Origin of the sequence: Paraburkholderia ultramafica (genome assembly GCF_902859915.1) — a bacterium.
In the GTDB taxonomy this organism is placed as follows: Bacteria; Pseudomonadota; Gammaproteobacteria; order Burkholderiales; family Burkholderiaceae; genus Paraburkholderia; species Paraburkholderia ultramafica.
Genome location: NZ_CADIKK010000026.1, coordinates 40,963 through 55,323, shown reverse-complemented (window position 1 = coordinate 55,323; position 14,361 = coordinate 40,963). Strand labels below are relative to the sequence as shown.

At 64.0% G+C, this 14,361-nt stretch carries 14 protein-coding genes; 6 read left to right on the top strand and 8 right to left on the bottom strand.

What is annotated here, in order from left to right:
* Nucleotides 1-5 precede the first annotated feature (5 nt).
* The 4 genes from HV744_RS24895 to HV744_RS24880 all read left to right on the top strand — a co-directional run bounded on the left by HV744_RS24895 (nucleotide 6) and on the right by HV744_RS24880 (nucleotide 3,855).
* Nucleotides 6-365: a BON domain-containing protein gene (locus HV744_RS24895; RefSeq protein ID WP_175152037.1), complete on the top strand. Its 360-nt coding sequence runs from the start codon at nucleotides 6-8 to the stop codon at nucleotides 363-365.
* Nucleotides 366-821: 456 nt separating this feature from the next.
* Nucleotides 822-2,555 carry a pyrroloquinoline quinone-dependent dehydrogenase gene (locus HV744_RS24890; RefSeq protein ID WP_175152036.1) on the top strand — a complete coding sequence of 578 codons (1,734 nt, stop codon included), beginning with the start codon at nucleotides 822-824 and terminating at the stop codon, nucleotides 2,553-2,555.
* On the top strand, nucleotides 2,552-3,175 hold the full coding sequence (locus HV744_RS24885; protein WP_175152035.1) for a c-type cytochrome: 624 nt from the start codon (nucleotides 2,552-2,554) through the stop codon (nucleotides 3,173-3,175). Before HV744_RS24890 ends, HV744_RS24885 begins: the two co-directional genes overlap by 4 nt.
* A gap of 17 nt (nucleotides 3,176-3,192) precedes the next feature.
* Nucleotides 3,193-3,855, top strand: a complete 663-nt coding sequence (locus HV744_RS24880) for an ankyrin repeat domain-containing protein (protein ID WP_175152034.1) — start codon at nucleotides 3,193-3,195, stop codon at nucleotides 3,853-3,855.
* Nucleotides 3,856-3,905: 50 nt separating this feature from the next.
* On the opposite strand, the gene gph is transcribed toward HV744_RS24880, so the two are convergent.
* The 5 genes from gph to HV744_RS24855 form a co-directional block, all read right to left on the bottom strand.
* The gene (gene gph / locus HV744_RS24875; protein ID WP_246279186.1) at nucleotides 3,906-4,613 is read right to left on the bottom strand and encodes a phosphoglycolate phosphatase; all 708 of its coding nucleotides are present in this window, start codon (nucleotides 4,611-4,613) and stop codon (nucleotides 3,906-3,908) included.
* Nucleotides 4,610-5,410 (bottom strand): HAD family hydrolase, encoded by an 801-nt coding sequence (locus HV744_RS24870; RefSeq protein WP_175152033.1) that lies wholly within the window; start codon nucleotides 5,408-5,410, stop codon nucleotides 4,610-4,612. The genes gph and HV744_RS24870 overlap by 4 nt, the downstream gene beginning before the upstream one ends.
* A gap of 148 nt (nucleotides 5,411-5,558) precedes the next feature.
* The gene (locus HV744_RS24865) at nucleotides 5,559-5,981 is read right to left on the bottom strand and encodes an ExbD/TolR family protein (RefSeq protein ID WP_175152032.1); all 423 of its coding nucleotides are present in this window, start codon (nucleotides 5,979-5,981) and stop codon (nucleotides 5,559-5,561) included.
* A complete protein-coding gene (locus tag HV744_RS24860; protein ID WP_175152031.1) occupies nucleotides 5,972-6,733 on the bottom strand; it encodes a MotA/TolQ/ExbB proton channel family protein in 762 nt (253 codons plus the stop codon). Before HV744_RS24860 ends, HV744_RS24865 begins: the two co-directional genes overlap by 10 nt.
* Nucleotides 6,734-6,768: 35 nt before the next feature.
* Nucleotides 6,769-7,494 (bottom strand): energy transducer TonB, encoded by a 726-nt coding sequence (locus HV744_RS24855; RefSeq protein WP_246279185.1) that lies wholly within the window; start codon nucleotides 7,492-7,494, stop codon nucleotides 6,769-6,771.
* A 287-nt stretch (nucleotides 7,495-7,781) separates the two neighbouring features.
* Here HV744_RS24855 and HV744_RS24850 point away from each other — a divergent pair, with 287 nt between their 5' ends.
* Nucleotides 7,782-8,870, top strand: a complete 1,089-nt coding sequence (locus tag HV744_RS24850) for a YVTN family beta-propeller repeat protein (protein ID WP_175152030.1) — start codon at nucleotides 7,782-7,784, stop codon at nucleotides 8,868-8,870.
* Nucleotides 8,871-8,894: 24 nt separating this feature from the next.
* Here HV744_RS24850 and HV744_RS24845 read toward each other — a convergent pair whose 3' ends face one another.
* Nucleotides 8,895-11,267, bottom strand: coding sequence for a TonB-dependent receptor (locus HV744_RS24845; protein WP_175152029.1), 2,373 nt, complete (start codon nucleotides 11,265-11,267; stop codon nucleotides 8,895-8,897).
* Between the two features lie 209 nt (nucleotides 11,268-11,476).
* On the opposite strand from HV744_RS24845, the gene HV744_RS24840 reads away from it, so the two are divergent.
* Nucleotides 11,477-12,490 (top strand): histidine kinase, encoded by a 1,014-nt coding sequence (locus HV744_RS24840; protein WP_175152028.1) that lies wholly within the window; start codon nucleotides 11,477-11,479, stop codon nucleotides 12,488-12,490.
* Here HV744_RS24840 and HV744_RS24835 read toward each other — a convergent pair.
* On the bottom strand, nucleotides 12,460-13,122 hold the full coding sequence (locus tag HV744_RS24835; protein WP_175152027.1) for a response regulator: 663 nt from the start codon (nucleotides 13,120-13,122) through the stop codon (nucleotides 12,460-12,462). The genes HV744_RS24840 and HV744_RS24835 overlap by 31 nt on opposite strands.
* Nucleotides 13,119-14,357 (bottom strand): pyrroloquinoline quinone biosynthesis protein PqqE, encoded by a 1,239-nt coding sequence (gene pqqE, locus HV744_RS24830; RefSeq protein WP_175152026.1) that lies wholly within the window; start codon nucleotides 14,355-14,357, stop codon nucleotides 13,119-13,121. Before pqqE ends, HV744_RS24835 begins: the two co-directional genes overlap by 4 nt.
* Nucleotides 14,358-14,361: the final 4 nt, after the last annotated feature.

Sequence of the window (14,361 nt, the reverse complement as noted above, 5' to 3'; positions counted from 1 at the left end):
AGAACATGAAATCCATTCTCGTAGCACGTTATATCGGTGGCGCGCTCGTCGCGCTGACCGCACTCACCGCCTATGCACAGGGCGGCAGCGAAGCGGCTTCAGCGCCGCTCGCGAGCGCCGCTCCAGGCTCGAGCGCGGCGCGGACCGCCAACCGGCAATTGCAGAAGCAGGTGCGTCGCGCACTGGCCCATACGAAAGGTCTGGCCACCTCGGGGATCGCCGTGCGTGCGCGCGACGGCGTGGTCACATTGCAGGGCTGGGTGCCGGCGCAGTCGCAGGTGGCGCTCGCGTTGAGCACGGCGCAAGGCGTGCCAGGTGTGACAGCGGTGAACAACCAGTTGATCGTGCGCCCCGTCGGCCAGTGATGCGTCGTCCGGGGCGGCGTCGTTCTGTATCGAAGGGCCACGCCCCGGCCAATCAGTCAGACGGTCCGTGCCCTCGGACACACTCGCCAATCCCGCGACGTCGCGGATCAGTGTGGATGATCGCGCAACGGTTGCGCTGCGCGAGCGGCAAAACCGCATCGCAGCGAAATCGTCATACGTATAAAGTCACGTGTCATAAAAGCACAACGAGAGTCTAGAAAATCTGGATCGCATCGCCTACGCTTAAACGAGCCGGCCTTTTGGGGACCAGTGCATCACCTCGTTCGCCTGTGCGGAGCCGACCCGTCCTGACAAAGCAATCAACGGTACTAAATCGTACGCTTTTGTTGTTTGAGAGGGTTGCGCCATCCTGCCTTTCCACGCCATCGGGCGCGTGAATGAATGTCGCACTCCTGCGCAGCGGTTCTTGAACAATAAGAAGCCAAGGAGACGCTCATGCCATTCAACCGTATCCCCGGTGTCGTTGGCCTGCCCCTGCTCGCCATCGCATTCGGCTTACCCGCCGCTTACGCCGCCGACGAAGTTCAAAACAGTTCGACGACGACGACCTCGCCAGTACCCTCGACGCTTCAACCCGTGAGCCAGGAACAACTCGACCGCGCCGCCACTGGGTCGGCCGACTGGCTGCATTCGAACGGCTCGTACGCGCAGACACGCTATTACCGCGGTGCACAAATCAACCGGACGAACGTGTCGAAGCTCAGACCGGCGTTCATATTCCAGACCGCCGTCAACGAGTCGATGGAAACGGCGCCGATCGTGACGAACGGTGTGATGTTCATCACCACGTCGTTCAACCATGTGTACGCGCTCGATGCCGCAACCGGCAAGGAGTTCTGGCATTACAAACATAAGATGGGTCCGGTCACGACGTTCTGTTGCGGGCCTAACAACCGCGGCGTGGCCATCTCGGGTGACCGGCTCTACATGGGCACCCTCGATTCGAAACTCGTCGCGCTCGACGCGAAAACCGGCAACGTGTTGTGGCAAAGCACGATCGCCGATCCCGATCAGGGCTACTCGGAAACGATGGCGCCGGCGGTCGTCGACGGCAAGGTACTGATCGGCACCAACGGTGGCGAATATGGCATTCGCGGTTTCGTCAAAGCGTTCGATGCGAATTCCGGCCAATTGCTGTGGACGTTCTATACCATTCCGGAAACCGGCCAGGAAGGCGTGTGGGCCACCAAGGACGCAACCGGCCGCGATGAAAAGCGCGACATCGATGCGGAGAAGAAGCAACTTGCCGCGAAGGGCGGCGACTTCTACAAGACGCTCGGCGGCGGTGTCTGGATGACGCCGGCAATCGACCGGCAAACGCATACGGTGTACTTCGTCGTGGGCAATCCGTCGCCGGACCTGTATGGCTCGATCCGTCCGGGAGACAATCTCTATACGGATTCGCTCGTCGCGATCGATCTGGACACCGGCAAATACAAATGGCACTACCAGTATGTGCCGCATGACGTCTGGGACCTGGACGCCGCGAGCCCGCCGATTCTGATCGACGTGCGCGACAACGACGGCAAGATGATTCCAGGCATCGTGCACGCCGGCAAGACCGGTCACGTGTACGTTCACGATCGCGCCACCGGACGGCTGATCCGCTATTCGCAGGCGATGATTCCGCAAGAGAACATGTGGACGTTGCCGACCGCCGCCGGCGCGCGCATGTTGCCGGGCGCGAACGGCGGGGTCGAGTGGTCGCCGATGGCGTTCGATCCGCAGACGCGCCTCGTCTACGCGGCCAATCTGCATCAGCCGATGACGTATCAGGTCGAGGAAGCGGCCTATCCGGGCGGCAGCAAGCTATGGCTGGGCGGCGCGTTCAAGGTGATTCCGTCCGAACAGCAATGGGGCAAGCTGTCCGCCGTGAACGTCGACACGGGTAAGGTCGCGTGGGACTACAAAACCGAACAACCGCTGATCGGCGGCGTGCTCGCGACGGCGGGCGGCCTCGTCTTCAACGGCGAAGGCAACGGCCTGTTCCGCGCGTTCGACGCCTCCACCGGCAAGAAGCTCTGGGAGTACCAGTGCGGCGCCGGCGTCAATGCGCCCGCTGTGTCGTACACGGTGCACGGCAAGCAGTACGTCGCGGTCGCGGCGGGCGGCAATACGCAACTCGACTTCAAGCGCGGCAACACCGTGCTCGTCTTCGCGTTGCCATGACGGTGCCGACGCTGCGGGCAGCGCCTCGTGCGCCGCGCCGCCGCACATGGGTAGCCCTGCTGTGCGGCTGGTTCACAGCCGCATGGCTGCCGCTGAACGCGCAAGCCGACGCCGAGGCGGGCAAGGCGAAAGCGCAAGTGTGCGTGGCCTGCCATGGGCCGATGGGCAATTCGACCAATCCGGACTATCCGATTCTTGCAGGTCAAACGGCGCGCTATATCTATCTGGAACTGAAGGACTTCAAGGAGGGACGGCGCAGCGATCCGCGCATGTCGCCGATGGCGGCCAACCTGTCGCGCGAGGACATGCAGGACCTCGCCGACTACTTTGCCGCGCAAACGCTGGTGCCCGTTCCGTTCAAATCGGATAGCGCGAGCATCGAGGCGGGAAGGAAGAAATCCGCCGAAGTGCTCTGCACGATGTGCCATCTGGGCGGCTTTTCAGGCCAGAACGAGATTCCGCGTGTGTCCAGTCAGCTGTATCCGTACATCGTCAAGCAATTGCGGGACTTCCGCTCGCACACGCGCACCAACGATGCGGGCAACATGGCCAGTGTGACGCGCAATCTGACCGACGAAGACATCCGCAATCTGGCCGCCTACGTCAACAATCTCCAGTAGCAGGAAGGAGACACACGATGAAAGAAACGCTCACCCGCTATATCGTCACTGCCGTTTTGCTTGCCGCTGCATCCGGCGTGTGCGCGCTCGCGCATGCGCAGGTCGACGCCGAGACGAACCGGCAACTGCTTGCCGCCGCAAAAGACGACGACCAGCAGTCGCTTCTGTCGGCACTCCAGCGCGGCGCAGCGGTGGACTCGATGAACCGCATCGGCGACACGGCGTTGATCACCGCGTGCAAGAAAGGCGATGCGGCGATGGCGCGCACGCTGATCGAACACGGCGCGAACGTCCAGCACGCGAGCGCGCCGGGCGTCACGCCGTTGATGGCGGCGGCATTCGGCGGCTTCGATGAAATCGTCGCGCTTCTGCTGGCGCATGGTGCGGATCTTCTCGCGACGGATCGCGTCGGCAAGACCGCGATGGAGTATGCGGCCGGCCAGGGACAAACGAAGGTTGTGAATCAGTTGCTCGATGCCGGGGTCGACGTGAATCGCATCTACAAGAACGATCTGACTGCACTGATGTGGGCCGCCGGATACGATCGCGCGGATACGGTCCAACTGCTGCTCGCACGCGGCGCGAACGGGTCGTTGAAGGACAATCGGGGAATGACGGCAAAAGATATCGCGGTGCAAACGAAATCGGAGCGGGTAACGGGTCTGCTGTCCGCGAGCTAGTCACGGCATTTAAAAAAAAGCCGGTACACGAGGTTCAAACCCGGCCGTTACTACGAGTGCGTCGTGAGCCGCCTCTGCGCAAGCATCGCCGGCAACGCTTCGAACGAGTCGATCAGCGCATCGCCGCGCAATGCGCCGGCGCCGCTCTCGCCGGCGTAACCATAGCTGACGATGAATACAGGCAGACCGGCTGCGCGTGCGGCCGCGACATCGACAGGCGAATCGCCAACCATAGCGCAGTGCCCGGGGTCGACATCGAGCAGGCGGCACGCGTGCCACAGGGGCTCGGGAGAGGGCTTCATGCTGGCTAGCGTATCGCCCGCGACCAGCACGTCCAGATAGTTGGCGAGGCCGGTTCTGGCGAGTAGCGATGCAGCCAGCGCCTGCGGTTTGTTGGTCACACAGGCGCTCCGATACCCTCTTAGCCGCAATTCGCGCAGACCGGCCGTCACGCCTGGAAACACCTGGCCCAACTGTCCGTTGGTATGGGCATAGTGCTGTTCAAACACGAGCTGGGCTCGCTCGATGTCGAAGCGCTTGTCGATGTCTGCCGTTTCCAGCGAGCGCCGCACGAGGTTGGTCACCCCGTTGCCGATAAATCCGGTCACCGTGTCGAACGGCAGCGGCGTTGCACCGAAGTCCTCCAGCATACGGTTGACGGCGGCGCCGATGTCCGGTGCTGTGTCGACCATCGTGCCGTCCAGATCGATCAGTACTGCGTTGCTGTGGCTGCCCGTTACCATGGCGAACTCGTTCATGATAGATCCGCGTTGAGCGCCACGAAGGGAGTCGGATCGACGCGCGACGCAGCGTTCCAGTGCCAGCGGCGCAGCGTCGCCAGATTCACCCAGCGATGCGGTTCGCCACGCACGGGCTGAAGGATCGGCGTCTGCGGATCGCCGAGGTGAGGCAGGACGGCCAGCGCGCCCTCGAAGCAGTCCTGCGATGTGTACCCCGTCGGCGTGACGACGGTCGGAACATTCGCGGCGCGGGCCGCAAGCAAACCGTTGCTGGAGTCCTCGAAGGCGAGACAAGCCTCTGGCTGCAGACCGAGCTGCGCAAGCACATGCTGATAGACGTCGGGGGCGGGCTTCTTCGCATGCGTGGTGCCGGCATCGCCAATCGCCGCGAAGCGCGTGCGCCAGGCTGCGCCAAAATGGACTTGCAGCAGTGCGTCCAGGTTGGCGGGTGTCGTGGTCGTCGCGATGGCCACACCAATGCCGGCCGCGTTCGCCTCCTCCATCAGACGCGCAATGCCGGGGCGCAGCGGCAAGCCACCGGCGCGCACCCGCTCGGTGTAGTGGCGGGTCTTGATCGCGTGGACTGCCTCGACGACTTCCAGCGCCTTCGCGCCCTCGGTCTCTTCGCGCTCGACAGTGCGCCAGTAATGCAGCAGGCGTTCCTTGCCGCCGGCCACCTTGAGAAGGCGTGCGTAGAGCGCCTCGTCCCAGAACCAGTCGAGCCCGGTCTCCGCGAAGGCGGCATTGAATGCGTGCAGATGAGCGGTCTCGGTGTCGGCGAGCGTGCCGTCGACGTCGAAGATAAGGGCTTGCATCGTCCGGTCCTCGCCAGGGTGATATGCCGTTCAGACACGCATCACGATAGCGGAGCCATAGGCCGATTTGAATTCAGAGATTCTTTCGCCTTCGATAAGCCACTCTTTAGGTGCTCACGTCGACAAGAACGTGCGAGGAGGCGCCGCGCTATTTCCTCGGCTGCGGGTTGGTCACGAAGCCGATCTTCGTCAGACCGCCTGTCTGCGCGGCCGACATCACATCGGCGACCCGTTCATAAGGCACTTTCCGGTCGGCACGCAGATGCAGTTCCGGTTGAGGCGTCGCATGGGCGGCCTGCGCGATCCGCGCGCGCAAGCTGTCGTCGGTGACAGCCTGACCGTCCCACAGAATCGAACCGTCCGCGTCTATTGCAACGTCCACGTGCGCGGGTTTGACTGCTTCCGGCTGACTGCTCGCCCGAGGCAGGTCGATCCTGACCGCATGCTGCATGGCGGGAATGGTGACGAGAAAAATGATCAGCAAGACCAGCATGACGTCCACCAGCGGCGTCATGTTGATCTCGTTCATCAGGCCTTGTTCGTCATCGTCGGAGAACGGGCTCATTGCCATCTGAAGGCTCCGTCATGGGTTGCGCTTTCGCTGCGCGGCACGGCGTGCATCTGCGGGCCGGCACTCGACGGCAATTGCGACCCGGTCAGGAAGTACGCGTGCAGTCCATGCGCGAAGCGCTTCAAGCGGGCGACGATCGTGCGGTTTGCGCGCGTCAGGCCGTTGTAGCCGAGCACGGCGGGAATCGCCACGAAAAGCCCGAAAGCCGTCATGATCAGCGACTCGCCGACCGGTCCCGCCACGTGGTCGATCGAGGTCTGGCCGGTCTCGCCGATCACGATCAGCGCATGATAGATGCCCCAGACGGTGCCGAAGAGCCCAACAAACGGCGCCGTGCTGCCGATCGACGCGAGGATCGCGAGGCCGCTTTGCAGGCGCGCGATCGTATCGTCCATCGTGTCCTGCAAGCGCCGCGTGATCCAGTCGGATACGTCGATACGGTCGTGCAGATGCTGCTGGGTCTGCCGATGGTGCGTCGCGGCTTCGTGGCCCGCGAGCGCGAGTGCGAGCAGAGGATTGTCGCGCGCTGTCGAGCCGGGATGACCGAGACTGCTCAACCCGTCTTCAAACCGGTCCGCGCTCCAGAAGCGTGTATCGCTCTGCCGGGTCACGCGCCTGAGCCGCATCACCTGCGATAGCTTGACGATGATCACCGTCCATGACATGACCGACATGATCAGCAACACGCTCAGAATGCAGCGCGTGACGACATCACCCGTTTCCCAGACATTCGCGAGTCCGTAATGCTGCATGGTCGTTTCCTTTGTCCTGTGACTCAGTGGCGGAATCAGTCGGTCAGTCCGAAGACGAACGACTGCGAATACGCGGCCCGAACCGGGGCGCCGTTTTCGCTATAGGGCTGGCAGACGCTCGCGTGAACGGCGGCGAGCGCGGCCTCGTCGAGCCGCGCATAGCCGCTGCTGGTTTGCAGTTGCACCGTTTCGATACGGCCGGTGAGGCCCACGACGAATCGCACGATGGCGGTGCCGTTCTCGCCACGCCGCTTCGAGATGTCGGGATAGTCCGGTTTCGGGATCGTGCAATCGACATGCGAGACGTTCTTCGGCGCAGTGGATGCGGGAGCCGAACGTTCGGCAGCGGGCGCGGATGCCGCCGTCATGGGCGCCGCAGGCGCAGGGAGCGCTGCAACGGGGGCCGGCTGCGTGGTGGCGGATGGCGCGGCGCTCTGGGGAGGGGTGACTGGTGCTGGCGTTGGTGCGCTGCGTGGCACGCGCGGCTGCGGTTGAGGCTGCGGCGCCGGCCTGACGCGAGCGACGGGATGCGCGACCGCCGGCGGTATCGGCGGTGTTGGAGCGACAGCAGCGGCGGGCGCGGTCGGTGCCACCGGTTCGGGCTCGGCGCTCAACAGCACGGCGGTGATGGTTCGCGGTTCGACAGGCCGCTCGACTGTTCTGTCGCGTGTCGCCAGTGTGGCGAACAGCAAAACCAGATGCGCGCCGATCACAGCGACCAGCACGATCACAACACGACGGTAACGCGTCGCGGGGATCATACGGTTTCCAGGGTTTGCTATCGCAAGTTGCAGCATCACTATCGCGGCCAGGCAAGGGCTCAATCGCCAGCATGATGCGCGGGATCCGTGCAGTTCGAAACCGATGGCCACCTCCGCAATCATTGTCCTCCCGCGCCCTGGGTTTTAGAACCGTTGGCAGCCGTGTCGAAGCAATTCGGGAAAATCTCCCGCCCGATGTTCGTTGTCAAACAAGCGCCCGGTGGGATACTTTGAACGGATGACGCGAGCTATCGCGGAGCAGCGATTTCACCACGGAGTACAAAACAATGCTGGAGACACGCAATCCCACCAGAAGACCACGCCGTTCCATCGCGCTGGCTGCCGCGCTCGCGCTGGCCGCGAGCGCCGCGCACGCCGCCGCGCCGCTTGCCTATGTGACGAGCGAGAAGGCCGGCGTCGGCGTGATCGATCTCGATCAGATGACGCTTGCCAAAACGTTTCCGGTCGGCGCGGACGGCCCGCGCGGCCTGAGCCTGAACGCGGACGGCACACGCCTTCTGGTCGCCAACAAGAACACGGGCGATCTGGCGGTGATCGACACGGCGTCGGGCGAGGTCGTCCAACGCGTGAAGATCGGCAAGAATCCCGAGTATGTGCGGGTGCACAACGGGTACGCCTACGTGACGTACGAACCCGGCGAAGATGGCGGGCCGCCGGGAGCCAAGGCGGGCGGCAAGCCGGATGGAAAGCCCGGAGCGGACGGCGACGACGCCAACAAACCGCCCGCGGAAATCGCGATCGTCGACATGAAAACGTGGCGCGTGATTCGCTCGGTGACGAGCGGTCACGAAACCGAAGGCATCGAATTCTCCCGCGACGGCCAGACGATGCTCGTCACCAACGAAGGCGACGATACCGTGTCGGTCTACCACGCGCGCACGGGTGCGCCGATCCGGACCGTGAAGCTTGCCGCCGGCGGCCGTCCGCGCGGCATCCGCCTGTCGCCCGACGGCAAGCACTATGTGGTCACGCTGGAGTCGCTCAGCAAGTTCGTCGTGATCGACGCGCACACTTTTCAGGTGCTCAACACCATCGATACCAAACTCGGACCGTATGGCGTAGCGTTCGGTCCGGACGGCCAGCGGCTTTTCGTTGCCGCGGCGCGCGACAAGACGGTGCAGGTTTTCGACGGCCACACCTACGAACATGTCGCCGATGTGCCGGTCGGGCAGCGCTGCTGGCACTTCAGCTTCACGCCTGACGGCGCGAAGCTGATGGTGGCGTGCGGGCGCTCCGATGCGGTCTATGTGCTCGACGCGAAGAGCTATCAGCCGATCAAGCAGATCGGCGAGTTACCGCTCGCGTGGGGCATCGTCACGTATCCACATAGCGACGGCTCGATCGAATCGCACTGAACGATTCGATCTTGCGCGGCGGCGCTATTTCCACGCATAGCGCAACCCCACCCATACGCCTCTCGGCGCACCCGGGCCGACGAATTGCTCGTTGACCGGGTTCGCGCCGTCGAAGGTGTGGTTGGGGCCGTTGAAGAAGTTGTGACCGAGCGCGCCGAAACTTGCGTAGCGCTTGTCGAGCAGGTTCGTCACGGATGCGAAGACCTTCAACTGCCTGGTCACCTGGTAGGACGAGTCCAGATCGATCAGCAGATAGCCGGAGATCCTGCCGTTCACGTCCTGGTTGTTTTCGTCACCTTGCGCGTAGATGCTGCCTCGCCATGTGAGGTTCGTGCCGATGTTCCATTTCGAGGTAGCCGAGTAGTCGAGCCGCAGCTTCACCGTAGTCGCCGGGATGCCCGGAATATGATTGCCCGGCTTGACGGTGATGTTGCCGGCGGCGTCGGCACTGGAGTTGCTTGGGCTGCTTTCGGTAAAGGTCGACTGATAGGTCGCGTCGACGTAGCTATAGCTCGCGCTTACGGCGAGCGGACCGAACTTGCTCTGGCCGGCCAGTTCGACACCTTGCCGGCGTGTGCGGCCGACGTTCTGGAAAAAGCCCAGCGAAGTCCCCGCACCATTGCTGCTGATGAACTCGATATCGTTGTCGAGCGTCGTGCTGTACGCGGCGGCGCTCCAGGTCGTGGCCGCGCCGACTTTGCCGCGCGCGCCTATTTCATAGGTCTTCGAGATCACAGGCTTGAGCGCCGGGTCGGAGATGAAGTCGTTCGGCAGCGAACACGGCGCGGCCGGATCGGCGCAGGCCAGCTCGATCGCGGTCGGTGAACGCATGCCCTCGTTGTAGGTCGCGTAGGCCGTCAAGGCCGGTGTCGGATTCCAGTTGATGCCGACGGCCGGGTTGAACCGCGAAAACATATGGTGGCCGTCGAGCTGCGGCTGCAAGCCGCTCGAATCGCCGATCGTGGCGTCCGCCCAGTTGTAGCGTCCCGCGAGCGTCAGCGACCAGTGCGGGGTCAGCGACAGCGTGTCCGACAGATAGATTCCGTAGTTGCTGTTGTGCGTTCGGGCGTCGGTCTGCTGCACGAAATCGCCGATACCGACCGTCGCGCGCGAATCCGTGAATGCCGCATCCTGCGACGCCTGGGTGAAGTGCGAACTGGCGATATCGGCGGCCACGCCGGCGATCAGCTGGTTCTCCATGCCGCCGAGTTTGCCGAGCAGCGTGAGTTGCAGGCTCGCGCCGTAGCCGTCGGTCGACACGGTCGACTTTTCGTTGGTCGCCTCCACCGTGTCGACATTGCCGTTCTCGTCCACCGTGCCGAAATCGTTGTTGACGTTGCTGCTGGTGTTGGTGTTGCGGAAGTGCCGGTAATACGCGTTGCCGCTCAGCTCGACATGGTCGTTGAAGTAATGCTCGCCCGCGAGCGTCACATAACCGACGCTGTTCTGATTCTGGTCGGGATAGGTGTAGGGCTGCTTGAAGTTGTTAAGGAACGAGCGCGGAATGGTTTGCGTGCCATGCAGATCGTTGTCCGCGCCGCCCGCGGACAACGACAGCGTCGTATCGGCGTCGGTATAGCGCAGTTTGCCGAACGCCTGCCGCACGCGGCTCGAGTTCTGCTCGGCCCAGCCGTTGTCGTTCGCGGCGTTGGCGGTGAAGTAGTAGTCGAGGTTGTGGCCGATGGTGCCGCCCTGTTCGATCTGCGCGGTCTTGCGGCCCCACGATCCGGCGGTCACTTCGGCCTCGCCGACGGGGTTGGTCTTGCCGTTTTTCGTGGTGATCGAGATCGCCCCGCCGAGCGTGTTGAATCCATAGGTCGGATTCGAGCCGGGAATCAACTGGATCGTGTCGATGGCCTGCTGCGGAATCAGGTCCCAGTTCACCACGTCGCCGAACGGTTCGTTCACCCGTACGCCGTCGACGAACACGGACAAACCTTGCGGCGTGCCCAAGAGCGGCGACGCGGTGAAGCCGCGATAGGTGAGGTTCATCTGATACGGATTGCCTTGCGCGTCAGCGATATCGACGCTCGGCAGATTCTTCGCCAGATAATCAGTGATCGTCGCGCGACGCTGCTGTTCGAGATCCGCTGCGTGGACTGTCTGCACATTGGCCGGCACTTGTGTGAGTGGCGTGCCGATGCCGAGCAGCGGCGTGGTGCCCACCACCACAATCGGCGCGAGCGTGGTTACCGGGGTAGCGCTGGCTGCGGCGGTATCGGACCCGGCAGGCGCTGCGGACGCTGCGGGAGCCGTGGGCGACGACGCCGCGACCGCCGGCTCGGCCTGCGCCCATGCAGCCGCGGACAGACTCGCGAGGGCGCCGCCGAAACAGAGGGTGATGCCAGCGCGTCGCTGAAGGCGGCGTCGGCGGCGTGCTTGTGAGCGCATGCTCATTGATTGTCTCCCGCCGGCTCGGCGCTTCCGCGCGTGGCGCCGCCGCGAACCGGCATCGGCGCGTAACGCGTTCTGTTGGTGTGTGTGTAAAGCTTCGCATACGCGGCTGTAAGCCGCGCGGGAGCTTTTCCCGATCTCTCAGGGAGACGTTCCCAAAAGCCCCGCAAAAGTCCACTGCGCGCGATTGCGCTGGGTAGAATGCAAACGTCATGTCAAGCGACCCGATCCACTCATCCTCCGCTGGCCGCCCACCGCCACATTCGACGATATGGCGCGATCTCGCGTGGGTGGTCGCCGTGACCGTACTGGCGGCGGTGTTCGGCGCCGCGTTCGATATCAGCGAACGGGCCTATCGGTTCACGCGCGGCCTGGAGCGCTTCCAGCTCGACGAATTGCCGGGCACGTTGTTCGTACTTTCCATCGGCCTTGCCTGGTTTGCGTGGCGCCGCTACCGCGACGCGCGCCGCGAGTTGGGCCATCGCCGCATGCTGGAAGAGCAGGCCGAACGGCTGTTGGCCGACAACCGGCGTCTCGCCAATCAGGCGCTGCAGGCGCAGGAACTCGAGCGCCGTCATCTGGCGCGCGAACTGCACGACGAACTGGGCCAGTATCTGAACGCCATCGGGCTCGATGCCGCGCGTATCCGCGACGTATCCAGTGGGCGCGAGCCGGAGATTCACCGGATCGCCGTCGGTCTGATTCAGAGTGCGAACCATGTCTACCGGCAGATCGGTGACATGATCCGCCGCCTGCGGCCCATCGGTCTGGACGAGTTCGGCTTGCCGAGCGCGCTCGAACATTGCGTTGATGGCTGGCGCGAGCGGCTGCCCGATGCTTCGTTCTCTTTGACGATCGAAGGGGATTTCAACGGCTTGAGCGATGCGCTGACCATCACGCTCTACCGGCTCGTGCAGGAAGGGCTGACCAACGTGTCGAAGTTTGCCCGCCGCTCACGCGTGGAAGTGTTCATGGTGCGCGCGCCGCGAGAAACGCACAGCGCGGACGCGGCTGGCGCGCCTATCGACGAAATCGTCGTGACCATGGCCGACGACGGGCCCGGCACGGATCTCACGCAGCCGCGCGCCGGACTCGGGCTGATCGGCATGCGCGAGCGGGTCGAGGCGCTCGGCGGCGAATTTCATGTGGCGAGCAAACCGCAGGGCGGTTTTCTGTTCTGCGCGCGCGTGCCGGCTCACGCGGGGCTGGCCGAACCCGTGAACTGAAGTCCGAGCCGGCTGGCCATCTGCGCGAGCTGCACGCCGTTGTCGGCGCCGAACTTCTGGCGGATCACCGATTGATGGTTGGCCACCGTCTTCTGACTCAGCCCCAGCTTCTCGGCGATGCTCGGCAGCGTATAACCCTGCACGAGCAGACGCAGCACCTCGAACTCGCGGGCCGACAACTGACGCCCGGGCGGCCCTTCGTTGAAGGCCGTGCGCATCGCGAGCGCCTGCGAGATATCCGGGCTCAGATAGCCCGCGCGTCTTGCGATGGAGCGCACCGCTTCCACCAGCACATCGGGCGCGCTGGCCTTGGTCACGTAACCGAGCGCGCCGGCATCGAGCGCACGGCGCACGAAGATCGATTCCTCATGCACGCTGAAGATCAGCACGCGGGCCTCGGGCTCGCGTGCGAGCATGCGCCGCATCGCTTCGATGCCGCTCGCACCCGGCAGCGAAACATCCATCACGACCACCTCGGGCCGCAATACGCAAAAGCGCTGGTAGGCCTGCGCGGCATCGCCGGCCTCGCCGCATACCTGTACGTCGGAGTTCAATTCGAGTAGACGCCGGTAGCCTTCGCGCACGACCGCATGGTCGTCGACGAGCAGGACAGAGATGGTTCCCGCAGTCATGGTTGTGCTCCGCTGCCGCTGGCGACGTCAGGGACATTCGGCTCGCGGGCGGCAGCCGCGAGCGTGCGCGAGTTGGCGTCGTTACGAAACAGGATCGGCTGCTCGCGCGGCCCGCTTGCGACGGTCGATGCCGATGCCGCGCGTTGCACGACCTTGACCACGCTTTCGTGAAACGGCGACTTGTCGCAAACGGGATCGGCATTGGCCGCGTCGCCCGTGAGCAGATACGCCTGGCAGCGGCAGCCTCCGAGGTCGCGTTCCTTTTCGTCGCAACTGCGGCAAGGTTCCTTGAGCCAGTGCAGACCGCGAAAGCGGTTGAACGCATCGCTGTCGTACCAGATCTCGCGCAACGGCGTCTCTCTCACGTTCGGCAGCGTCAGGCCCGGCAGGCCGCGCGCGGCGTGACAGGGCAGCGCGGCGCCGTCGGGCGCGATGCCGAGAAAGACCGCGCCCCAGCCATTCATGCAGCGCTTCGGACGGCGTTCGAAGTAGTCGGGAACGACGAAGAAAATCTTGCAGCGCTCGCCGTGCGTGCGGCGATAGCGCGCCACCACCGCTTCGGCTTCGTCAAGCTGCTCGCGCGTCGGCATCAACTGCGCCTCGTTCACGTGCGCCCAGCCGTAGTACTGCGTGTTGGCAAGTTCCAGGTATTCGGCGCCCATCGCCAGCGCCATCTCGATGATCTTGTCGACGTGCGGCAGGTTATAGCGATGCAGCACGCAGTTGAGCACCATCGGAAAGCCATGCCGTTTGATCGAAGCGGCGACGCGCTGTTTCAGATCGAAGGTGCGCGTGCTGCTCAGGAAGTCGTTCAACTGCTGCGTCGAATCCTGAAACGACAACTGGATGTGATCGAGACCGGCGGCCTTCAGATCGCCGAGCCGCTGGTCGGTGAGGCCGACGCCGGAGGTGATCAGATTGGTGTAGAAGCCGAGTTTGTGCGCCTCCTCCACCAGCGCTTCGAGGTCGTCGCGCACCAGCGGCTCGCCGCCTGAAAAGCCCAGTTGCACCGCGCCGAGCGCGCGCGCTTCACGCAGTACGTCGATCCATTGCGCGGTACTGAGCTCGCGGCTGTGATCCGTATAGTCGAGCGGGTTGTAGCAGAACGCGCAGTGCAGCGGACAGCGATAGGTCAGCTCCGCGAGCAGCCAGAGCGGCGGCGGCACGCCGTCGGCGCTGTCCTCGGGCTGCGCGCCGGCAGCGGGTTGCGAGCCGGGTTGCGAAAGATCGGTCATCGCG